The 19,915-nt window shown below is 35.7% G+C and carries 24 protein-coding genes; 7 read left to right on the top strand and 17 right to left on the bottom strand.

The genetic code is table 11. From position 1 onward, the window contains the following. Nucleotides 1-4: 4 nt before the first annotated feature. From ACF3OB_RS05095 to ACF3OB_RS05085, 3 genes are all read right to left on the bottom strand, one after another. Nucleotides 5-823 (bottom strand): GIY-YIG nuclease family protein, encoded by an 819-nt coding sequence (locus tag ACF3OB_RS05095; RefSeq protein WP_392448631.1) that lies wholly within the window; start codon nucleotides 821-823, stop codon nucleotides 5-7. 248 nt (nucleotides 824-1,071) lie between these two features. Beyond that, nucleotides 1,072-1,290 (bottom strand): hypothetical protein, encoded by a 219-nt coding sequence (locus ACF3OB_RS05090; protein ID WP_042008871.1) that lies wholly within the window; start codon nucleotides 1,288-1,290, stop codon nucleotides 1,072-1,074. Nucleotides 1,291-1,419: 129 nt separating this feature from the next. Beyond that, nucleotides 1,420-1,866: a hypothetical protein gene (locus ACF3OB_RS05085; RefSeq protein ID WP_042008874.1), complete on the bottom strand. Its 447-nt coding sequence runs from the start codon at nucleotides 1,864-1,866 to the stop codon at nucleotides 1,420-1,422. Nucleotides 1,867-1,982: 116 nt separating this feature from the next. On the opposite strand from ACF3OB_RS05085, the gene ACF3OB_RS05080 reads away from it, so the two are divergent. Continuing rightward, the gene (locus ACF3OB_RS05080; protein WP_042008876.1) at nucleotides 1,983-2,318 is read left to right on the top strand and encodes a hypothetical protein; all 336 of its coding nucleotides are present in this window, start codon (nucleotides 1,983-1,985) and stop codon (nucleotides 2,316-2,318) included. Here the strand turns inward: ACF3OB_RS05080 and ACF3OB_RS05075 are convergent. The 9 genes from ACF3OB_RS05075 to ACF3OB_RS05035 form a co-directional block, all read right to left on the bottom strand. Next, a complete protein-coding gene (locus tag ACF3OB_RS05075) occupies nucleotides 2,293-2,730 on the bottom strand; it encodes a hypothetical protein (RefSeq protein WP_392448628.1) in 438 nt (145 codons plus the stop codon). The genes ACF3OB_RS05080 and ACF3OB_RS05075 overlap by 26 nt on opposite strands. A gap of 118 nt (nucleotides 2,731-2,848) precedes the next feature. Further along, nucleotides 2,849-3,307, bottom strand: a complete 459-nt coding sequence (locus ACF3OB_RS05070; RefSeq protein ID WP_392448627.1) for a hypothetical protein — start codon at nucleotides 3,305-3,307, stop codon at nucleotides 2,849-2,851. Nucleotides 3,308-3,333: 26 nt separating this feature from the next. Continuing rightward, nucleotides 3,334-3,507 (bottom strand): hypothetical protein, encoded by a 174-nt coding sequence (locus ACF3OB_RS05065; RefSeq protein WP_392448625.1) that lies wholly within the window; start codon nucleotides 3,505-3,507, stop codon nucleotides 3,334-3,336. Continuing rightward, a complete protein-coding gene (locus ACF3OB_RS05060; RefSeq protein ID WP_392448623.1) occupies nucleotides 3,504-3,719 on the bottom strand; it encodes a hypothetical protein in 216 nt (71 codons plus the stop codon). The genes ACF3OB_RS05065 and ACF3OB_RS05060 overlap by 4 nt, the downstream gene beginning before the upstream one ends. A 130-nt stretch (nucleotides 3,720-3,849) precedes the next feature. Further along, nucleotides 3,850-4,566: a hypothetical protein gene (locus tag ACF3OB_RS05055; RefSeq protein ID WP_392448621.1), complete on the bottom strand. Its 717-nt coding sequence runs from the start codon at nucleotides 4,564-4,566 to the stop codon at nucleotides 3,850-3,852. A gap of 278 nt (nucleotides 4,567-4,844) precedes the next feature. Continuing rightward, entirely contained in the window at nucleotides 4,845-6,020 is a 1,176-nt protein-coding gene (locus tag ACF3OB_RS05050; protein ID WP_392448619.1) for a tyrosine-type recombinase/integrase, read from the bottom strand. 309 nt (nucleotides 6,021-6,329) lie between these two features. Next, entirely contained in the window at nucleotides 6,330-6,683 is a 354-nt protein-coding gene (locus ACF3OB_RS05045; RefSeq protein WP_392448617.1) for an IS1 family transposase, read from the bottom strand. A gap of 87 nt (nucleotides 6,684-6,770) precedes the next feature. Continuing rightward, nucleotides 6,771-7,676, bottom strand: coding sequence for a DsbA family protein (locus ACF3OB_RS05040; RefSeq protein WP_392448615.1), 906 nt, complete (start codon nucleotides 7,674-7,676; stop codon nucleotides 6,771-6,773). 223 nt (nucleotides 7,677-7,899) lie between these two features. Then, the gene (locus ACF3OB_RS05035) at nucleotides 7,900-8,349 is read right to left on the bottom strand and encodes a hypothetical protein (protein WP_042005363.1); all 450 of its coding nucleotides are present in this window, start codon (nucleotides 8,347-8,349) and stop codon (nucleotides 7,900-7,902) included. A gap of 332 nt (nucleotides 8,350-8,681) precedes the next feature. On the opposite strand from ACF3OB_RS05035, the gene ACF3OB_RS05030 reads away from it, so the two are divergent. The 6 genes from ACF3OB_RS05030 to ACF3OB_RS05005 all read left to right on the top strand — a co-directional run bounded on the left by ACF3OB_RS05030 (nucleotide 8,682) and on the right by ACF3OB_RS05005 (nucleotide 13,683). Next, nucleotides 8,682-9,596 (top strand): cation diffusion facilitator family transporter, encoded by a 915-nt coding sequence (locus ACF3OB_RS05030; RefSeq protein ID WP_042348330.1) that lies wholly within the window; start codon nucleotides 8,682-8,684, stop codon nucleotides 9,594-9,596. A gap of 174 nt (nucleotides 9,597-9,770) precedes the next feature. Further along, nucleotides 9,771-11,066 (top strand): hypothetical protein, encoded by a 1,296-nt coding sequence (locus ACF3OB_RS05025; protein ID WP_172918500.1) that lies wholly within the window; start codon nucleotides 9,771-9,773, stop codon nucleotides 11,064-11,066. 12 nt (nucleotides 11,067-11,078) lie between these two features. Next, nucleotides 11,079-12,080, top strand: coding sequence for an SPFH domain-containing protein (locus tag ACF3OB_RS05020; protein WP_095912256.1), 1,002 nt, complete (start codon nucleotides 11,079-11,081; stop codon nucleotides 12,078-12,080). A gap of 112 nt (nucleotides 12,081-12,192) precedes the next feature. After that, nucleotides 12,193-12,483, top strand: a complete 291-nt coding sequence (locus ACF3OB_RS05015; RefSeq protein ID WP_392448613.1) for an outer membrane assembly protein — start codon at nucleotides 12,193-12,195, stop codon at nucleotides 12,481-12,483. A gap of 89 nt (nucleotides 12,484-12,572) precedes the next feature. Then, nucleotides 12,573-13,115, top strand: a complete 543-nt coding sequence (locus ACF3OB_RS05010; protein ID WP_392448611.1) for a Crp/Fnr family transcriptional regulator — start codon at nucleotides 12,573-12,575, stop codon at nucleotides 13,113-13,115. Between the two features lie 34 nt (nucleotides 13,116-13,149). Beyond that, nucleotides 13,150-13,683: a DinB family protein gene (locus ACF3OB_RS05005; protein WP_392448609.1), complete on the top strand. Its 534-nt coding sequence runs from the start codon at nucleotides 13,150-13,152 to the stop codon at nucleotides 13,681-13,683. Between the two features lie 86 nt (nucleotides 13,684-13,769). Here ACF3OB_RS05005 and ACF3OB_RS05000 read toward each other — a convergent pair whose 3' ends face one another. From ACF3OB_RS05000 to ACF3OB_RS04980, 5 genes are all read right to left on the bottom strand, one after another. Then, nucleotides 13,770-14,822 (bottom strand): carbohydrate-binding family 9-like protein, encoded by a 1,053-nt coding sequence (locus ACF3OB_RS05000; protein ID WP_095912259.1) that lies wholly within the window; start codon nucleotides 14,820-14,822, stop codon nucleotides 13,770-13,772. A gap of 338 nt (nucleotides 14,823-15,160) precedes the next feature. Continuing rightward, nucleotides 15,161-15,538: a VOC family protein gene (locus ACF3OB_RS04995; RefSeq protein WP_172919679.1), complete on the bottom strand. Its 378-nt coding sequence runs from the start codon at nucleotides 15,536-15,538 to the stop codon at nucleotides 15,161-15,163. Between the two features lie 75 nt (nucleotides 15,539-15,613). Beyond that, a complete protein-coding gene (locus tag ACF3OB_RS04990; RefSeq protein ID WP_095912261.1) occupies nucleotides 15,614-16,354 on the bottom strand; it encodes a DNA alkylation repair protein in 741 nt (246 codons plus the stop codon). 64 nt (nucleotides 16,355-16,418) lie between these two features. Next, nucleotides 16,419-17,183, bottom strand: a complete 765-nt coding sequence (locus ACF3OB_RS04985; RefSeq protein ID WP_392448606.1) for a DUF6597 domain-containing transcriptional factor — start codon at nucleotides 17,181-17,183, stop codon at nucleotides 16,419-16,421. A 386-nt stretch (nucleotides 17,184-17,569) separates the two neighbouring features. Continuing rightward, nucleotides 17,570-19,837 carry an aconitate hydratase gene (locus ACF3OB_RS04980; RefSeq protein ID WP_392448605.1) on the bottom strand — a complete coding sequence of 756 codons (2,268 nt, stop codon included), beginning with the start codon at nucleotides 19,835-19,837 and terminating at the stop codon, nucleotides 17,570-17,572. Between the last annotated feature and the right edge of the window lie 78 nt (nucleotides 19,838-19,915).

The following is a 19,915-nucleotide window of genomic DNA, read 5'->3' as shown; positions in this document are numbered from 1 at the left end:
GTCATTAATTTTTATTGTAACCAAATTCTTCTTGTTGCGATAGTAAAACCCTTTTCCACCATTGCTCTCTTTGAATAATAACCTCGTCATCGATGGTCGATTTGAAAATATCCAAAATAGAATAGCGGAAATTTTCTTTGATGTGGTCAAAATCCAAATTTAATAAACCTTTATTTCCTCCGTGTCCATTTTCTACATAATTTTTCCAACGCCCTAAAAGCATTTGACTTCCATAGGCACTGCCAACATAGCGTTTATTGTTGGAAACATCGGTGATGAGATACACGCCTTTTTGATTTTCCAAAGCCGTTTTCCAAACCTCTTTTTCCACAACTTTTGACAATTCTTTCCAAGAAAGATTTACCTTGTCGTAACCTGGGAAAATTTCTTCATTAAAAATATCGGGCAATATTTGAGAAACTTTACAATCATTAATGATAGATTCCGCCCGGCGAACCAATGTCTGACTTGTGTTTTTGTATTCTACAATTAATCGTCCTACATATTTTTGATATTCTTTTAAATCCTCGTACTCGTATCCGACACCATCGTAAATATCTAATTTTTTAGTAACCTTTCCAATGTGGAACAACAACCATTTATCATCTTTTATTCGCACAAGCCCGATGGTGATTTCGCCTTCTTGATAAACATTTTTTGAATAATTCCAATATTGACCTTCTAATAAAGATTCTGTTTTCTTATCTTGAAACATTTCTATCGGATTCCAATTTTTATCAACCATTATGATAAGACGAATTTTTGTTCTTTTTAAATCTTCGATAGGAATTTGTAAAATGTCGTTTAGCTTAATTTCGTTCATAAGTAAGTATTATTTAAAGTTAGTTAAAATATTTTATTGTTGTTGTAGGGGCGTATTGCAATTGCTTTGCCTATTCGCTATGCTCGGGTCGCCCTTACATTTGCCCAACACTGCTGCGACTTGGCTAATGCCTCTCAATGCGTACGCTTCCGTTGGTCAATAGGTATGCTCTCGTTAGCCAACGCGAACGCTCCCGTTTGGGGTCGGAAGCGTATCGGTTTGAAATTCTGTGCAAAGGTAGGGAATAATCAGGTATTTTTGGGGTTCAATTCGGTAGGTTTTAGTTTATTATTGTTTTTAAAGCCAATTTTAATATTATGACAAGTTTCATATCTATCAAGCATAATTTTTTCAATCTCTTTTGCTTGACGCATATTCTCTGTACTTTCTGGATGACGAACTAATACAGCATACAAAGAGTCTAATTCTTTATTAGATAAATTTTTAAAATATTTTTCAGATTCCATAGTGTCATATTGTTTAAAGTATGAATATTCCTAAAAAACGATATAGATTTTACCTACTTACCTCGCCCTTTGATAGTGTATGAATATGATAAAGAGTATAATAAAAACAACTGAAATAATAATACCCAATTACTTAACGCGTTTGTAGGTAGATATTACACCATTTTTTCCATCAGTTGTATCCTCAAATTCCTCAAAAGTATCATCATCTATAAATTTGAATCCAAAATCATTCTCTATATACTCACCTTCTTCATAATATCCATTATAAATTCTACCATTTTCTATTCTGTATAATAGCTCCTGATTAATACATTCGCCTTCTCCATTTACTTCTGGTTCTGGATTTACGAAAAAATAAGTCAATACCTTGTCGGTAAAAACATATTTTGTACAACCATCGTCTATTACATTTTGTGGGTTAATTCGTATTCCGTCTTTTACATTTTCTTTTTTAACACATTTCCAAGTACCTACAAGACGAACATTTTCCGTTTGAGTGTCATCACTATTTTTCTCACAAGAAGCTACCAACGAAGCTACGGCTACCAAAGCCAACATAAAAAATTTCTTCATTTTTGTTTGTTTTTAAAAATTATGTGCAAAAATAAGTAGAGGCGTTATCTTTTTCAGGTTCAATTCGGTACAATACCACAAATTGAATACTTTTGCAAAATAAAACCAACAAGCCAATGCCAAACGCAGATTTAGACCTCATTTTACGCAAAGAAGTAGAGAAAATATTTGGAAAATCCATCAAAGACAAACCCGATAGTGAGTTGCTTTCCGATAGAATTAGCGAGGAAATCCGAGAGCAGATTAGCTCCCAAACCATCAGGCGATTTTGGAAATTAATCCAAAACGGAAGTAACATTTCGCCCCAAACCAAAGATATTTTTTGTCGCTACATCGGATTTAATGATTTTAAGGCTTTCGCCGAAAATGTACAAAACAACCGCGTAAATACGTACGATTTTTCGTTTTTAGGAAATTGGCAAACCATCAGCAAGTACGACAAACCTCTATAATATTCGTGATTTTGCTAATTAGGTCGGTGTAGCTTTGAAACTCCAATTTTGCGTATTTGGATACATTCGTATTGCTGTATTTGGTTACTTCAAAACTTGGAAAATCGGAAATAGCAAAGGCGGTTTTTTGGGCTTCCTGCAAGGCTTGTAACTTGCTTTCTTGGGCTTGGGCTTCTTGGGTGCTTTGTTGTAAATCTAATTCGCTTTGCATTAGTTTTGAATTGATTAAAACGCCGTCCGCTTTTGATTTTATCATTTGTCTTTCAAAATCCAAACGCTTGTAAAACGCCTCTTTTTCTTCATTGGTCAGTGTATCGGTTTGGGTTTCCAATAGGGCAAATAAATTGCTTTGGTGCTGTTGCATTTCTTCTATTTCGTTGGTTATGCTTTGCTGGTAGTATTCTTGCTTCATTTGGTTTTGCTTTTAAGGGTTAATACTCTGTAATTCAATACATAAAATTCTTTTGCGGTGTGCGTATATTCTGCATTGTGGTTGAGTATATGCACTTTTCGGAGGTAAAAAATATTTCTCATAAACTGCTGTTTTGAAAGTGAGACAAAGCCACACGCCCCGCCGTGCAGGTGTGTAACATAAACGATAAAACAAGTAGGAAAATAAAGGCGGTCGCCTTTGTGAAAGAGTGCAAAATTTCGCCTTTGCCGTGCGTGTTTGTGGGGTACGCCGTACCATACAAACAAAGGTTTTTTCTTAATCGCATTTTGAAAAAAAATTGTTTGATATTGTGAGGGTTGAAAATAAAAAAACGGCTCAACCTTTCCCGTTGCGATACATACCAAAGGCGGTAAGTAATAGTGTCCATTACAGACACTATACGGGGGTATTGAGCCGTATATTTAAGTTCAGAAAGGGCATAAAAAAACGCCTTTCTGAATGATTGGCGGTATTTCACGCCTTTGGTTATGTATCGCACTGCAAAAGTAGTTATATTTTCACTTTTTGCAAGTTTTTTTATTACTTTTTTTATCATTATTTATATTTTTTGCTTGTTATACTTTAATTTTCAAGTATTTGCACTTTGTCGGCGGTGGTGCTAAATCGTTCGCCGTTGGGGTGTTCCAGTATATATACTTTGCCGTGTGTGGCTATTACTTTGAGGCAGTCGCCTTTGTGGGCGTGGGTGCGTTTGGTTGTTATACCCCTTATATCCTGCAAGGCTTGGGCGGTCATTGTAATAGGGCTTGTATGCGTTCTTTGGCTTGGTTGGTGCGTTCTCTTTGCTCGGTTAGAATTTCTTCTAACGCTTCAAGTATTTTAGCTTCGTTCTTGGGTTTTATTCGTTGCCCTTTGAAATACATTATTACGGTCATTACGGAAAGCTCCGTGCGTTTAGCTATTTCGCTTTTTGCCCCTCTTGGTAGGTTCTTAAAATTGGTTTGCATATCTGTTTTTGTTTTACTTGTTTTAGTCAAACATTGTTAAATAAAAAACACCATTCGTTTTTATTGGAATGGTGCAAAGTTAAATGTTTTACTTGAATTAGTAAAACATTTTATATAAAAAAATATAGTTTCAACTATATTTTTTTATTATTTCATTGGCTATCAAATATTTATTATTTTCAAATAACAAAAAATATTTTTCTTTTAAAGGTGCATTTTTTTTGTTCTTCCCCTCAATGTACCATTTAAAATATTCTATTGAGGAGTAAAAAAGCATTTTATTTATATCCTTTAAAATTTCTGTTGCGTTTCTGTTGGGGTTCTCTTTTTTTATAAAATTTAAGGCTTCCGTTTGTTTGGTTTCAGAAAAAAACTCATATAAAAATGTTTCTTTTTCGTTGTGTCCTACTTCTAAAAATAACTCATCTAAACCAAAATTCAAGTTCCATTTCTTTTGGTCATTAATCGGACGATATGTATTAATTTTGTCTTCCTTATATTCAAAAATTTCTGCATTTGCTCCAAAAACGCTTATAGTATTTGAAAATGTAAAATAAGACGCTAAAAATGTAGTGTCAAATTCCCCTGTGGCTTCCATAATTAGCTCTGTTATGGTCGTCAAGGTTGAAATTTCATCTTTAATCATTTGTAAATCATTTTCATCATCAGAATTAAATATACTATCAAAATCACTTTCGCTATAATATTCGTCAAACATTATAGATTTTACTTTTGTGGTTTTTCTTTTAGCTGTAATGAAAATATAAATACTAAAATAATTCTGTTTGTTAATGATATACGGCTTTAAGTTCGTATTCAAAAAGTGCTTTACGGTTATTTTTCCCATATTTTTATATTTTTTGCTTGGGGCAAAGGTACAAAAATAAGCGTCAAAATGTTTCAATTTGTGGCAAAAAGTAAAATAAGGCGGTGCGTTGTTTTCGTATTTAGGTGCATTTTGCCACTTGGTAAGGGTCAAGGGGTTTTATTTGTATCTCGTTGTTTTTCAGCACAAACTCAAAAATAAGGGGCAAACGCACCCAAAATAAGGGACACAAAAAGCCCCTGCAGTGTGTTCCTGCAAGGGCTTTTCATTAGTTGGGGAGTATTTAGGGCGTGGCGTCTTTAAAAATTAATTGCTTTTAGCTCGTTTAGTAGGGTTTCCTCTATCAAGTGCGTATATATTTGCGTGGTGCTTATTTTTCGGTGTCCTAACATTTTTTGCACGGAAAATATACTCATTCCCTTACTTAATAAAAAAGTGGCGTTGGTGTGCCGTGCCGTGTGAAAGGTTATGTTTTTCTGTATTCCTGCACCCTCGCAAAGGGTTTTTATTTGGGCGTTTAGTTCGCCGTTGCTTACCTTTGGAAATACGCACAAATTCCCCAATTTTCTGTATTTCTTTACTATTTCAAAGGCTTTGCCGTTAAATAATTCGCTTAATGGTATTTTTATAGGTTCGTTGGTTTTTTGGGTGCGTTTCACTATCCAAAAAACGCCTTTTTCTTTTATTATTTCGGAGGTCTGCAAGTTCATTATATCGCTGTATCGCAACCCAGTATAAACGGCAAACAAATACAAATCTTTTGCTACTTCTTGGGCTTTGTCCTTTACCTCAACGGACGCAAATAACTCTATTTCGGAGGGTGTTAAAAAGGTGCGTTCCTTGTTTTCTTGCTGTACTTTAAACTTACGAAATGGGTATTTTTCTAATGGTATATGCTCTTTGTTTATTGCTAAATTTACAAAGGTTCTCAAATTCTTAAAGTGCTTAAAAATAGAATTTTGAGAATATTTTTTGCCGTTTGAAAAGGTTTGTGTTCGTATCCATTTTTCAAAGTCGTGTAAAAATTCAAAAGTAATTTCATCAAAATTTAGGGCGGTTCTGAATTTCTGTAATAGGTTCAGCGTTTGGCGTTGGTCGGCTTTTGTGCCTTTGGTGGTGCGTGGGTTGGTGTCTATTTCCAACCTCATAAACTCGTAAAATGATTTTATTTGGGGGCGTTCCACTTCTTGGAGCATATCCAACGCAAAGGGCTTTCCTGCGTTTATCTTTTGGAGTTCGTAACTCTCAAAGGCGGTTATTTTGTCCTTTATTTGTTTGTTCAAACCTATGTAGTTAGGGGCGTTGTTTTTAATGGTGCGTGTTTTGTCGTTCCATTCGGTGGGCTTTATGTATATCCCAGTAGAAAAATATTTGCGTTTGCCATTCAAATAACATTCAATTTGTACAAGGGCTTTGCCGTGTGCGTTTAGTTGTTTTTTGCGGTTAAAAACAACCGAAAATTTTACTTTGTCCATTATTTTATATTTTTTGCTTGGACAAAAGTAATTTATAAACTCGTGCTTTTACTCGGTAGCAAATCGGTATCAAAAATATTGATACTTTTTGATACAAATATTTATCAATAAAACTACTAAATAACTACAAAACAACAATTTGAAAAATGTTTTTATCAAAGTGTAGCAAAATAAATAGTTTCATCAAAACTAACCCCCAATTTCTTTAATTTCTCACGAAGTTTTTGGGCTGTTTTTATGTTTCGTTTGCCCCATACTCACGCTACAATTTCCTTTGTTTCAGCAGAATAAGCATAAATCAACCACTTTTTATTTTTCTTGTTTCCCTACAAAAGTCAAAAGTTCATCAACTTGTAACGATTTGTATTTGTTTTGTTTGGGTTTGATTTCTCGATTGAAATTTACCAAAACCGAAAGTACTTTTTTGATGTTAACTTTCTCAATTTCAGCAACATCACGAATACCTACATTTCTTGCCAAAAGCAAGAGAATTTTCGCAACGATATGCAAAGCCCAACCTTTGTAGGTCAGATTATGGTCTTCTATAAATTGATGTTTACAGCTTTTGCAAAGATAGTTTTGTTTTTTGTTCTTTTTATTCCCATTTTTGACTATCTTTGCGCTTTGACAATTGGGGCAATGGAGTGTAATTGTTATTAGCATTCAACAAAAATACAACTTTATTCCCTGATTGTCAATTTTTTATATCATCATACTTTTTAAAACATGAATAGAAATTTCAAATACTAACTACTTTATTTTCCAGATGGCTCCATTTTTCGTTTCTAATTTACTTAAAATGCCCTGTTGAGTAAGGTCATTTAGTAACTGTTCACTATCTTTACGAGGCATACCTGATAATTCTGTAAATTCACGAGCGGTCAAACTAGGGTAATAATTAAAAAGGGACTTCCAATCTTTGTGATATTCTTGTTTTGTAGCATCAGGAAGGAGTTTAAGCACGGCCATTTCAAATAAAGCATAGGGTCTCGCTCCGTAGACGATTTCTTGCTTGTTTCCACTTATGAAAATTACAGTAGGAAATCCGCGAATGCCTATTTTTTTTGCTAATTCTAAATCTTTTTGAAACTCTTTCCGCCCTTGATTTTCATAATCTGATTTCAGCTTTGAAATATCAAGTCCTGCTTGTTGAGCTGCTGTGGCAATATGTTCCCATTGAGTGATATTTTTCTTTTCTAAGAAAACCATTTCACGCAATTCACGCAGAAAAATTACAGCTTTGTCATTATCTTGTAATTGAGCAGCCTTGAAAGCAATGGAAGGAGGATAAGAAGAATCTAATGGATTTTCAAGCCAAATATCACCGTCTATAGGCATATCGTAGTATGGGCTTACTTCATCCCAGTGATGGGCTACGTCAGAAGGTTTGCTTATACCGCCACTGTTATAACTCCAATCTGGGAGTAAACCACCCATATGGTAATTTATAACTATTTCATTTCCGTATTCGAGTTTTAGTTTTCTTAATTGGGGTTCAATCCCCCAGCAGGAAGAGCAAATCGGGTCGGTATAATAGATGATTTCTATTTTCTTTGAGTGATTTTGTAGGTTTCTCTCTGATTTTTGGTTGGATTGTGAAGTCTCACAGACACCTGTTTTTGGGTCGCACAGTAGTGGATTAGTATTTTGTCCCATAGTTATTGTAGCTTTTAGAGTTATTAAAAAAAGAATCCATGTTTTCATTGTCAAAAAATTGCTATAATACCTTATTTAAACACATATACTTACCTAGATTTTTGGTATCACATAACACTGTTTTTAGGCTTACAAAGATATGAAATTAGATGTGAAAGGAACTCAATAATAGTATTTGTTTGGAATTTAGTCATTCCTCCAATCTATCTACTTCCACAGCCCACTAAAAGCCTACCTTTAGATCATCGTAAAAGCGCGAGTATTTTCCAACTGCGATGTTGATTTGTAACCCAAAAGTTATTCCTTTAAAATATTTTTCTTGGTGTATTGGGATAGCGTAACCTGTATTCAATTTTATTAAGTTTAATACGTTTATTATAAATTGAGGTTCAATAGCATAGGGGGTAATAGAAACTCCTCCGTTAAGGAAATTTCCACATTCGATGTTGATTTGAGGTAATATTTTAGCTTTTCTTTTTACTGTGGTATAAAAAGCTTTCGCTCCTATATTCAATACCGCTTCATCTTTATTCGAAGCACGATATTCTAGACCTAATCCTGCTATATTTCGTCCTAAATATCGATATTCGGCACTTACTGCTAATTTATCAAGGAACTGTGCTTGTACTTTAGTCCAAGAGCATATTATTATCAAGATGAGTGTTATTTTCATGTCTTTATTTAAAAGATGCTTTGTTATCAAAATATGTCAGATTTCTGAATATAAAAATAGCAATCAGGATAAAGTTATAACTTTATTGAATGTTAAAAAATATAACACGCCATTATCCTGATTCTTAGAATACAAAAATAGTAAAAAATGAAAGAATTCTATGTAAAATAATGTTGTCTTTTTAGTGATTCCTAAATACAAATTCGTAACGAGTTAAAAAACTATTGCTACATTCAACTTACAAAGGTTCATTTTATGAGTTTTTCGTATAAAAAAAGCAGTATCTTTGTAGCGAGAGATTAACCAATTAAAAATAACAAAAAGAAATCGCAATGGAACATTCACATGAAGGACACAGCCATAGCGTGGCGAGTTTGGAGAGCATCAACCGAGCTTTTTATATAGGTATCGGGTTGAATTTAGTGTACACGATTATTGAATTCGTCGTGGGGTTCCGAATCAATTCCTTGGCGCTTATTTCGGACGCAAGTCATAACCTGAGCGATGTTGCCAGTTTGGTCATTTCACTTCTCGGACTGAAACTTACTCAGAAAGCAGCTACGTATTCATTTACTTACGGTTACAAAAAAGCTTCTATTTTAGCTTCGTTTATCAATGCGGTACTGTTGGTGTATATTGCCGTGAAAATTATCCTTGAGGCTATCGAACGTTTTGACGCTCCCCCCGAAATGGCGGGTAGTATGATCATCATAACGGCGACTATTGGAGTTATTATCAATGCTTTATCTGCTTTTCTTTTCTACAAAGGGCAAAAACAGGATATCAATGTAAAAGGGGCTTTTCTGCATTTGTTGGTAGACGCTCTGGTATCCGTAGGGGTGATTGTATCGGGAGTAATTATCCATTTTACGGGATGGTACACTGCCGACGTGCTGACCAGTTTGGTGGTTGCAGTGGTGATTTTGGTTTCCACCTGGAATCTGCTTACCGAAAGCGTAAAACTCATCCTTGATGGTGTGCCTCAAAGTATAAAAGTGGATAAAATAAGGCAAATTATGGAGTCGCATCCCAAGGTTTGTTCGGTGCATCACATTCATATTTGGGCATTGAGCAGCCAGGAAAACGCACTTACAGCTCATTTGGTAATAGAAGACAGTAGCACTTTTGAAGAAATTGACCAACTTAAAAAAGAAATAAGACATACTCTCCAACATGAACATATTCAGCATACTACATTTGAAGTGGAACTTTCAAAAATGAAATGTAAGTGTGATGATTGTCATTGATAGAGTGAACATAAAATTCGAAGTGCTAAAAGGAAAGGCTAAGAAGTTTTTAATAGAACCAAATCATTTGTTTCTTCCTATTTTTTTAATCATCTATCTAATCAAATTTTATTTCTTTCATTTGTAGCTTATTATAAAAAAACTATATTTGTGGTTCGTAAATCAATTTCAAAAATGGCAAAACGAATCAAACCCATCAAATGTCCGCAGTGTGGCAGCACACAAGCGACCGAAACCAAAACCGATTATTACCGCTGTAAGAGCTGTAAATCAGAGTTTTTTATTGATAATGATGATATTAACATCAACCATCGGCATACTTATGATACACCTCAGCTTTCCGCAAAACATCTAAAAGCACTCAAATTTTTAGGGCTTGGGATAGCCGTGTTTTTTCTGATGATGATGGCAATACCATTACTTCCTTCGAGAACAACATACTCTCCGTCTGCTGTTCAAGAAAATAAGCCCTATTGGTATATTGAAGCAGTTATCCCCACAGCCAACAAAGAGGGCGAACCCATTGCCATAGCGGTGGGCGACATCGTTTCAGGGAATTATCCTAACCAAACCTACAAGCCTACTTTTGGATTTTTTCACGCCACAACCTTTAAAGAAATCGCTGCCGTACCGATTGATATAGAAAAAGTTGATGATGTTTCTTATAAAAAAATGGACGAAGGCAAAACCTATATCATCATCAATAAAAATCGGCTGTTTTTATTAGATGAAAAAACATTAAGTATCAACGAAGTAACACCACAAAGTATCGGATTGGCTGAATTTGAAAAAGGATTTGCCGGGGTAGAGTTGGCTGTTGCTTATGAAAACACGCTCAAAATAACCAATAATTTAGGACAGGGGTATTATTATTATCCCAAGCTCAATAAGGCAGTGGTTTATGGAAATTATAAAGAAATAGATCAGCTGATTGCCCAAAATCCGATTGCACCACAAGGGGTTACGAAATTTGTTTTTACCAAGAAAGGAGTTGGTTTTTCTGAAAAAATGACCGATAAATTTCCCGAACTTTTCAAAGTAAAAACACAATCGCAAATAGGATACCCTTATAGAGAATTGATGATGCGTTGGAATTACAACCTTTCGGAACAAAGAGTTGAGTTAGAAACTTTCCAAAAAGAATCGCGCATCGTTGAGTACAAAAATTTTACGCCCAATAGAATATATTTTGTACCCGAAGTGTTCCATTATGATGATAATGAGGTGCTTATCCATTTCAAACACGAATTGGCAGAAAGCAGTCCGTACTTTTTCCAAGTGCTTGATGCCCAAACAGGTGAGGTGAAACTTAGCTTACAAAGTCATAAAAATATGCACTATGTGAGAGATGACTTTGTTGCTAAAACAAAAGATGGTTATTTAATAACACTCCGCGATATTTTCTTGCTAAATACAAAGAACGGAAAATTAGAGAAACTTGAACTTAGAGAAAAATTAACACAAAGGTAAAATCAAATTATTATGAGCATACTCAACATTTTTAGCAATCAACTTTCCGCCGTCATCGAGTGGAAAAATCCGAAACCGAGTGTCATTTGGTGGAAATATCCGTCAAAACGCGATGAAATTATCAACGCTTCTAAACTCATTGTTGCTCCCTCGCAGGGCTGTGCGTTGGTGTATGAAGGGACGTTGGTGGAAATCATCGAAGAAGAGGGGATTTATAACCTCAAAACCGACAACCATCCGTTTATCACCACGCTTGTCAATCTGCGTCAGAATTTTGACAGTGAGCATAAACTCAAAATTTATTTTTTCCGTAAGGCACAGATTCTCAATCAGCGTTGGGGAACGCCAAATCCCATCAAATTCATTGATGCCACTTATAAAATCCCTGTGGAATTGGGGCTAAACGGAAATTTTTCGTACAGAATTGCCAATCCTAAGTATTTTTATACCGAAATTATTGGCGAAACCGATGAATTTGAAGCAGAAGCGATGAGCAAAACGGTTGCCGAGCGTATTCCACAGCTTATTGCCCAAAACATTCACGAAAAAAAATATTCCTACATTGAAATAGATGGTAAAATTCACGACATCGCTCAAGAAATCAAGGGTGAAATCAATAGCGAATATCAAAATTTGGGGCTCGAACTCACCGATTTTCGTATCGTAGGAACGCAATTTGACGAGGCTACTCAAGAGCGTATCGGTCGTGTTGCCGATATCAGTGCCGATGTACAAGCCGCCAAAGAAGCAGGATTGGATTATGTGGAACTTGAAAAACTTCGTGCTTTACGTGATGCGGCGCGTAACGAGGGCGGACTTGCCGGAGCGGGGCTACAATTTGGCGTGGGTATGGAAATCGGTAAGAAATTCAACGAACAAACCGATTCGATGCTTGCCAAAGGAAGAGCCGATGCCGCCGAACAGCTTCGCAAACTGAAAATCTTGCTCGATGAAAACATCATCACGGCAGAAGATTTTGAGCTTAAAAAACAAGAAATTTTAAGGAAGATGTAAGTTAAAAAGTATGATGTTTCATTTTTGTCAGGCTGAGCGAAGTCGAAGCCTAACAGACAGAACGCTTAACTTTATAGCCATTTTCAAACAAAACATTAAAAAAACCTGAAAGATGAAATACATTATAGGAATTATCGTTGTGCTGATTGTCTTGTCGGTAGGTGCTTATTTTTTAGCGGATTTGTGGGAATATGATACGCTAATTACCCCCGAGCAACTTAGAAAAAGTGCCGTTACTGTGATGATAGTAGGCACGATTTCCGTTTTACTGCTCATTTTTGTGCCGTTTTTTTTCAAAGATAACGCGAAAGGTTACGATAAAAACCACAATGGAATCGCACAGCCGAAAAAAAACACATTAAAAAAGAAAGAAACAGCGAAAAGTAGTCATTACCAAAAGTGAAAAACTTTTGTTGTAAAGAGAAACTGAGATTTATTGACAAACGTTTTGTTATTTTCAATTTCAAATTACTTTAAAAAACACATCTTACAATGAATCTCGATACGATTTTTACGGAAAACTTTTCCTTGGGAAAGGAAATCGTAATCCCAAGAGGAGCGTTTTTAAAAACGCCCGATACGAAAGACACGCATATTTATCTTGTAAAAGAAGGGAGTTTGAAAATCGGATTTTTTACCGAAAATGAAGACAAAATACTAAGGTTCGGGTACGAGAATGATGTAATCACGGCATTGGATTCTTTTATGACAGAACAGAAATCCAAATTGTATATTCAGGCAATCAAAAGGTGTCGTTTGGCGGTGGTTTCTAAGTCGGATTTTATGGTATTTGCACAAAAATCTTCCGAAAACTTGTGGATTTATACCAAAATTTTAGAAAAACTGCTTGTTGACCAATTGGAACGCGAACAAAATTTGCTCTTATCCTCGCCCAGAGAACGCTACCAGCGAATTTTGAAACGCAACCCCCAACTTTTTCAGCAAATTCCGCACAGGCACATCGCCGTGTATTTGGGAATGACCGAAGAGACGCTTTCCAGACTCAAAAAAACATTGACGCCAATCAAGATTTAGCCCCTCCATTTTGCTGACCTTTGCCCCAAAAAAGATGGACAGAAAACAATTATTAGACACGCTTACCCAAATAACGCTTGAAAATAAAACCTTTGCAGAAGCACTGCTACTAAAATCCGAAACAGAACTCAGCCATAGCCCCAGTGATGATGCTTGGAGTATTTTGGAATGTATCGAACACCTAAACTTATACGGAAATTTTTATCTGCCCGAAATAGCTTCTTGTATAGCAAAAGCCGATAAAAGCAATTGTAATCTGTTCAAAAGCGGATTTTTAGGCAATTATTTTGTGAAACTTATTCAGCCCAAACCTCGGCTCAACAAAATGAAAACCGCCACTAAAATGAATCCTAAAGGGCGTAGGCTTACAAAGAATTGTTTGCAGGTTTTTATCCGTCAGCAAAACCAACTCCTTGATTTACTACAAAAAGCCTACACTGTAGATTTGACTAAATGCAAGACCAAAATTTCCATTTCCAGATTCCTGCGTCTTCGTTTGGGGGATACTTTGCAGTTTGTGGTTTACCACAATCAGCGACATATGCAACAAGTAAGGCATATTCTCTAAGTAAGAAAACGTGACTGTTTGTAGAAAATTGCTCCTAAAAAAGGATGCTGTTTTTTTATGAAATTTTCTACATCTATTCAGAGGTATTATTTTTTGAATACCTCTACTTTACCATCTTGGAAAATCACGATGGTTTCTCCAGAAAATGGACTTACCACGGAAATGTTCCAAAAATGCGGATTTGTATTGAACTTCGGAATGATTTTTTTGTTTGCAATCGTCGTTCCTTTTTTGGTTTCGGTTATGAGTTTTTGAGATGAGTTTTTTTTGCTAAAATGATATAAATCATATAAATATCTTTTTATAGATTCATCTTTTGGTAGTTCAAAACTATCTTTTTGACCTATTATTTTATCCGAAAAATAGACATAGCCCCACAATTCAGGTTCATGCATACTAATTTTCCATTGTGGAGACCATACCCAGTTGTACTCAGGTAAATATTTTCCGTAGGCGTCTTTCTTTTTATCATATCGTCCATTCGTAAGGTCAAAATCCCATTGTACACGAGAAAAATTCACTCTCCAAAACTTGTTTGTAGGGATATTGTTTTGCTTGTGAGCTTCTCGCATTGCTGCCCACGGGATGGCGATTTCTACACTCCAGAAAGTATCTATATCTGAGGCGTTATTGAGTGTACCATTCACGTACACAGCGGATTTTAATCCATTGATATCCCAGCCATCCAGTACTTTATTAGTTTCGCGATACGGTTTGGTAAGGAATAAATCCCAAACAGTATTAAGTGCGTTAACTTCAAATTCATAGTAGTTATGTGAATCATTATCAGGATCTAAGAAAATTTCAAAATCATTATTATGAAAAATAACTGTATCACGCTCTTTGAGAGTTGCCCAAATATGAGGCTCTTCCATCTTTGCGAAGAAATAAAAATAATCATCATCATAGAGCATTTTCACGTTGGTTTTGAAATGTGGAATTTTAACTCCCTCAATATCAATAAAATCATCGGTGTATTCCGATTTTTGCCATGATAATTCACTGTCCTTACCATCGATTTCTATTTTTTCGGTTACGCGGTAGGCAATATATGTTTTTGGATCAGGCTTTGATTGAGCTGACAATGTCGTCATACTGAATACGAATACAGTGAATAGAAATTGGAAAAAGAGTCTCATAATCATATGTTTTTTTCAAGAGCAAAAATACTAAAATAATTCCAATTTCTAATCTATTGAATTATTTTCATACATTTCGCAGGTTGAATACAACGCTCTTTTTTCGTATCTTTCTTAAATACAATCCTATTCCTAAGTACATTAGTAAAGGAATAAGTCCGAAAATAAGTGAAATTATTGGAGATTTGTCCAGATTTTAATCCTTTTAACTTTGAAATCTTATAAGTTATGTTCTTTCTAAACCAAAAACGCCCAATTAAGGAGCGTTTTTGTGTCTTTTACGGTGTATACAATCAATTTATGGATTACAATTCCCGTTTTTATGCAAAAATTGACTATTATTCAGGTTCTGTGTAGGTTACTATATCAATACCGATGCCGTTGGGGTCTTTAATGGCGAAATGGCGGTCGCCCCAAGGTTCGTTTCGTAGCTCAATTTCAATGCGAATGTTTTTGTTTTTCAGTTCCTTATAAACTTCATCTACATTTTCGACTTCAATAGTCAGGTAAACACCTTGATTTTGAAAAGGTTTCTGAAAAATAGGTTGTTGGCTCGGGTGATTGGGAAGCAAAAAACTGATTTCTGCCTCTTGATTAGGCGTGTGGAGCAAAAGGTAAAATTCGTTTTCAAAGCTCACGCCAAAGTTTAAAATTTCTGTATAAAAGGCTTTGGTCTCTGCTAATTTCTCGGTGATAATTCCTGCGTTTAATTTCATTTTTTCTGAATTTTAATTTTTGGCAAAATTATCAAGAGTGATGAAACTAAAATAGGAAAAAAGGGACAGAATTATTTATACATCAAATTTTCTTGTGGCTCGTTTTATAATCCATTGGGTATGCGGATTTTCGAAAGTTTTCCAGCGGTGGATGAGAGGTAAAACAGCTTCTTTATTCACTTTAAGCCAGTCGGTTAGGTGATTGGCAACGGATTTCTTTACAAACATAATTTCATCATCTTTTAGGAGTTCCAAAATTTGAAAAACAGGAGCAGGATTTTCTACAAAAGTATCTAATTTACTCGCCCAAGGGAGCTTGGGTCTCAGTCCCTCACTTGCCAACCTACGTAAGTGAAAATTAGGAGATTTTGCCCATTTTTCAATGATTTCTAGTGATTTTTCAGGGTATTTTCTGATAAATGGACGTACGGCGTATTCACCTGTATTTCTCTTAGTTATCTCCTCTATAGCATTCATCGAAAGTGTAAAATGATTAATACCATAGCGCTCTACAAATTTTCCAATAGGCAAAATCCAATAATAATGTGTGAACATTCCTGTTTGATTGGGATTTTCTTCGCCCAAAATAGAGAGTAACACACGCAGAGCTTCTTTGTAGTCTGCTGAAAGATAGTTTTTTAACAAATCTGCAATGGTAATTATTCTCTGTGTGTAAGTTTGTCCAATAACCTTATTTCCTGTGTCTTTTATGAAATTTTTGCTGTTAAAATCAGGATAAACCCTATTAATTTTTTCAGCTAACAATTCGGCAAGATTTGCACCAAATTTTTCGGTAATGCTGTAATTCGTTCCCATCTTCGTGAATTTTAGGCAAAAATAGAAATGTTTTTTAATGATAAAATAGGAAAAAGGGGACAAATTATTTGTAATAAACCTCCCTCGGCGTTACTCCACAAAAAGTTTTAAACTCTTTAATGAAATGCGATTGGTCGTAATAGCCCATATCGTAAAATGATGGATTATCAGTGTTTTGATTGGAAATTTTAGCATTCAAAAAAGACTGAAAACGAACTACTTGACTAAAAGTTTTTGCGGTATCTCCAACGTAAAATTCAAACAATCGGCGGAGATGACGAGGGCTAATTCCCGTATCTAAATCGCTCACTATCCGTGCATTTCCTTTTGATTTTAAAATAATTTCCAAAGCTTTATAGAATCTGTTGTCTATACTAAAATCAGTCTTTTCTAAATGTTTATTAAAAAATGTATCTAACTCATTTTTAATATGTTGTAATTTTTTCAAATTATTGAATTTATGAGCGATAAATGTCGCTAAGTCAGAAGAAACTAAATTTAAAAGAATATCATTATTGCTCAATTCTTTGGCGTCTTGTTTGAAAATCAACGGAAAAGCAGAAGGCAAAAATCGTATTCCCACATAGTTAAACTCTTTTCCTAAAGGAAATTCTGTGTAGTTTTTACAAAACCCCATAAGGTAACTTTCATCGGGATTTTCCAACTCAAAAAACACATCAATACAACCATCAGAAATCACTCTATATATATAGTTTTCAGTAAGTTGTATTTCTGTTTTAAGTTGCCAATAACAATAAATGAAAGGCAATAATTTTTCATCAGGAAAGATTTCTGTATAAAACACATTTTCAGTCGATTGGATAATCATTGGCTGAATGGGTTTGTAGTAATTTCGTATGTTCAAAGAGGATTGCAAGAAGTATGATATTAAAGTAAAAAATTACAGGTGTTTCATCGTTTTTCAAGAATTCCATATGCACTCATTTCTAATATTTTATGTCTCTAAGGAATACAATACGTTGCTTATCAGAAATTTGTCTTCAAACTCTCTAAAAGCATTTTTCCATCGAAAAAACTTCAGTTTATATCCTTATATTATATAGCAAAAGAGGTTTTATAAACATATGTTGTATTCTCTTTAAGACTCAAAATCAGGAGAGCATTCAGATTCAATAGCACTCAGCTCTTAATTTAAAAGACGAAAGAGGCGTATTCCTTTTCAAATAACGCCTCTTTCATTCATATCAACAGAATCTATTTTTTAGCATTTGAAGCAATCAAGTTTAAGGCACTTCCGGCTTTAAACCACTCAATTTGACTTTCGTTATAGGTATGGTTCGCTACTATGATATCTTTTGAACCGTCGGCATGAACAAACTCCAACTGCAACGGTTTGTTAGGAGCAAAGTCAACTAAGTCTAAGAAATTTACAGTGTCGTCTTCTTTAATCTTGTCGTAGTCAGCTTCGTTAGCGAATGTAAGTGCCAACATACCTTGTTTTTTTAGGTTTGTTTCGTGAATACGAGCAAAAGATTTAACTAAAACTGCTTTTACTCCTAAATGGCGAGGTTCCATGGCAGCATGTTCACGTGAAGACCCTTCTCCATAGTTCTGATCGCCCACTACGATTGACGGTACTCCTTCAGCTTTGTACTGACGTTGTACTGCAGGGACTTCCTCATAAGCTCCTGTAAATTGGTTTTTTACCGCATTGGTTTTCCCATTGAAAGCATTTACTGCACCGATGAGCATATTGTTTGAAATATTGTCCAAATGTCCGCGGTAACGCAACCAAGGGCCCGCCATCGAAATATGGTCAGTAGTACATTTTCCTTCTGCTTTAATAAGTAATTTCGCTCCCGTAATATTTTTACCGTCCCATGGTTCAAACGGGGCTAATAATTGTAAACGTTGTGAGTCCGGACGTACAACCACTTCTACGCCCGATCCGTCTGCCGCAGGAGCTTGGTAGCCAGGGTCGTCTACATCAAATCCTTTTACGGGAAGTTCGTCGCCATATGGAGGTTTGAACATAACCTCTTCGCCTTTATCATTTAGTAGCTTATCCGTTATTGGGTTGAAATCTAAACGACCTGAGATAGCTAGAGCAGCGACCATTTCAGGCGAAGTTACGAAAGCGTGTGTATTTGGATTTCCATCGGCACGTTTTGAAAAGTTACGGTTGAAAGAGTGAATAATGGTGTTTTTTTCTTGTTTGTCAGCACCCTCTCTATCCCATTGACCGATACAAGGTCCACAAGCATTAGTAAATACTTTTGTTCCTAGTTTTTCAAAAACTTCAATCATTCCATCGCGTTCTATAGTGTACTTAATCTGCTGAGAACCAGGGTTGATTCCAAATTCAGCTTTAGGGGTAATGCCTAAATCCAATGCTTGTTTTACAATGGATACAGCTCTTGACATATCCTCATAGGAAGAGTTTGTACAAGAACCTATTAGTCCCCACTCTACTTTTAGAGGCCATCCGTTTTCTCTAGCTACTTCTTTCATTTTTGAGACTGGAGTTCCTCGGTCAGGAGTGAAAGGTCCGTTAATATAAGGTTCTAATTCTGAAAGGTTTATTTCAATAAGTTGGTCGAAATATTTTTCTGGATTAGCATATACTTCTGGGTCAGCTGTTAAATATTTTGCGACCTTGTCGGCAGCTTCCACCACATCCTGACGACCTGTTGCCTTTAAATATCTACGCATTGAATCGTCATATCCAAAAGTTGAGGTTGTAGCTCCGATTTCAGCTCCCATATTGCAGATAGTTCCCTTACCTGTACAAGAAATAGACTCTGCTCCTTCACCAAAATACTCTACGATAGCTCCCGTTCCGCCTTTTACAGTTAAGATATCCGCCACGCGTAGGATGATGTCTTTCGGAGCAGTCCATCCGTTTAGTTTTCCCGTGAGTTTTACCCCGATTAGCTTGGGAAATTTTAATTCCCATGCCATTCCTGCCATAACATCCACAGCATCAGCACCTCCCACACCGATGGCAAGCATACCAAGTCCACCAGCGTTCACAGTGTGTGAGTCTGTCCCAATCATCATACCTCCAGGAAATGCGTAATTTTCCAATACTATTTGGTGGATAATTCCAGCACCTGGCTTCCAGAATCCGATGCCGTATTTATTTGAAACAGATGAAAGAAAATCAAAGACTTCTTTTGATTGCTCGTTTGCCACAGAAAGATCCTTTTCAGCTCCTACTTTGGCTTGGATGAGGTGGTCGCAGTGCACCGTTGTAGGCACTGCAACTTTTGATTTTCCTGCGTGCATAAATTGTAACAATGCCATTTGAGCAGTTGCGTCTTGACATGCCACACGATCGGGTGCAAAATCAACATAGTCTTTTCCTCGCGTGTAAGCCTGTGAAGGTTGCCCGTCCCACAGGTGAGCATATAGAATTTTTTCAGAAAGTGTCAGCGGACGCCCAACCAATTCACGTGCTTTGTCCACACGCGAAGGTATATTTTCGTACACCGCCTTAATCATTTCAATATCGAAAGCCATAATTATGTGTTTTTATATTCATTTCCTAATACGCAAATATATGGTCTTTTTTTTAATTGATAAAATATATCTAATAAA

This window comes from Capnocytophaga canis (assembly GCF_043187445.1).
Lineage (GTDB): Bacteria > Bacteroidota > Bacteroidia > Flavobacteriales > Flavobacteriaceae > Capnocytophaga > Capnocytophaga canis.
The sequence above is the reverse complement of the archived record's forward strand: the minus strand, read 5'-3'. Positions and strand labels throughout refer to the sequence as shown.

Bases quoted from the DNA above. Each gene is read 5' to 3' on its own strand.
- ACF3OB_RS05095 (WP_392448631.1), bottom strand. From the start codon at position 823: ATGAACGAAATTAAGCTAAACGACATTTTACAAATTCCTATCGAAGAT.
- ACF3OB_RS05090 (WP_042008871.1), bottom strand. From the start codon at position 1,290: ATGGAATCTGAAAAATATTTTAAAAATTTATCTAATAAAGAATTAGAC.
- ACF3OB_RS05085 (WP_042008874.1), bottom strand. From the start codon at position 1,866: ATGAAGAAATTTTTTATGTTGGCTTTGGTAGCCGTAGCTTCGTTGGTA.
- ACF3OB_RS05080 (WP_042008876.1), top strand. From the start codon at position 1,983: ATGCCAAACGCAGATTTAGACCTCATTTTACGCAAAGAAGTAGAGAAA.
- ACF3OB_RS05075 (WP_392448628.1), bottom strand. From the start codon at position 2,730: ATGAAGCAAGAATACTACCAGCAAAGCATAACCAACGAAATAGAAGAA.
- ACF3OB_RS05070 (WP_392448627.1), bottom strand. From the start codon at position 3,307: ATGATAAAAAAAGTAATAAAAAAACTTGCAAAAAGTGAAAATATAACT.
- ACF3OB_RS05065 (WP_392448625.1), bottom strand. From the start codon at position 3,507: ATGACCGCCCAAGCCTTGCAGGATATAAGGGGTATAACAACCAAACGC.
- ACF3OB_RS05060 (WP_392448623.1), bottom strand. From the start codon at position 3,719: ATGCAAACCAATTTTAAGAACCTACCAAGAGGGGCAAAAAGCGAAATA.
- ACF3OB_RS05055 (WP_392448621.1), bottom strand. From the start codon at position 4,566: ATGGGAAAAATAACCGTAAAGCACTTTTTGAATACGAACTTAAAGCCG.
- ACF3OB_RS05050 (WP_392448619.1), bottom strand. From the start codon at position 6,020: ATGGACAAAGTAAAATTTTCGGTTGTTTTTAACCGCAAAAAACAACTA.
- ACF3OB_RS05045 (WP_392448617.1), bottom strand. From the start codon at position 6,683: ATGCTAATAACAATTACACTCCATTGCCCCAATTGTCAAAGCGCAAAG.
- ACF3OB_RS05040 (WP_392448615.1), bottom strand. From the start codon at position 7,676: ATGGGACAAAATACTAATCCACTACTGTGCGACCCAAAAACAGGTGTC.
- ACF3OB_RS05035 (WP_042005363.1), bottom strand. From the start codon at position 8,349: ATGAAAATAACACTCATCTTGATAATAATATGCTCTTGGACTAAAGTA.
- ACF3OB_RS05030 (WP_042348330.1), top strand. From the start codon at position 8,682: ATGGAACATTCACATGAAGGACACAGCCATAGCGTGGCGAGTTTGGAG.
- ACF3OB_RS05025 (WP_172918500.1), top strand. From the start codon at position 9,771: ATGGCAAAACGAATCAAACCCATCAAATGTCCGCAGTGTGGCAGCACA.
- ACF3OB_RS05020 (WP_095912256.1), top strand. From the start codon at position 11,079: ATGAGCATACTCAACATTTTTAGCAATCAACTTTCCGCCGTCATCGAG.
- ACF3OB_RS05015 (WP_392448613.1), top strand. From the start codon at position 12,193: ATGAAATACATTATAGGAATTATCGTTGTGCTGATTGTCTTGTCGGTA.
- ACF3OB_RS05010 (WP_392448611.1), top strand. From the start codon at position 12,573: ATGAATCTCGATACGATTTTTACGGAAAACTTTTCCTTGGGAAAGGAA.
- ACF3OB_RS05005 (WP_392448609.1), top strand. From the start codon at position 13,150: ATGGACAGAAAACAATTATTAGACACGCTTACCCAAATAACGCTTGAA.
- ACF3OB_RS05000 (WP_095912259.1), bottom strand. From the start codon at position 14,822: ATGAGACTCTTTTTCCAATTTCTATTCACTGTATTCGTATTCAGTATG.
- ACF3OB_RS04995 (WP_172919679.1), bottom strand. From the start codon at position 15,538: ATGAAATTAAACGCAGGAATTATCACCGAGAAATTAGCAGAGACCAAA.
- ACF3OB_RS04990 (WP_095912261.1), bottom strand. From the start codon at position 16,354: ATGGGAACGAATTACAGCATTACCGAAAAATTTGGTGCAAATCTTGCC.
- ACF3OB_RS04985 (WP_392448606.1), bottom strand. From the start codon at position 17,183: ATGATTATCCAATCGACTGAAAATGTGTTTTATACAGAAATCTTTCCT.
- ACF3OB_RS04980 (WP_392448605.1), bottom strand. From the start codon at position 19,837: ATGGCTTTCGATATTGAAATGATTAAGGCGGTGTACGAAAATATACCT.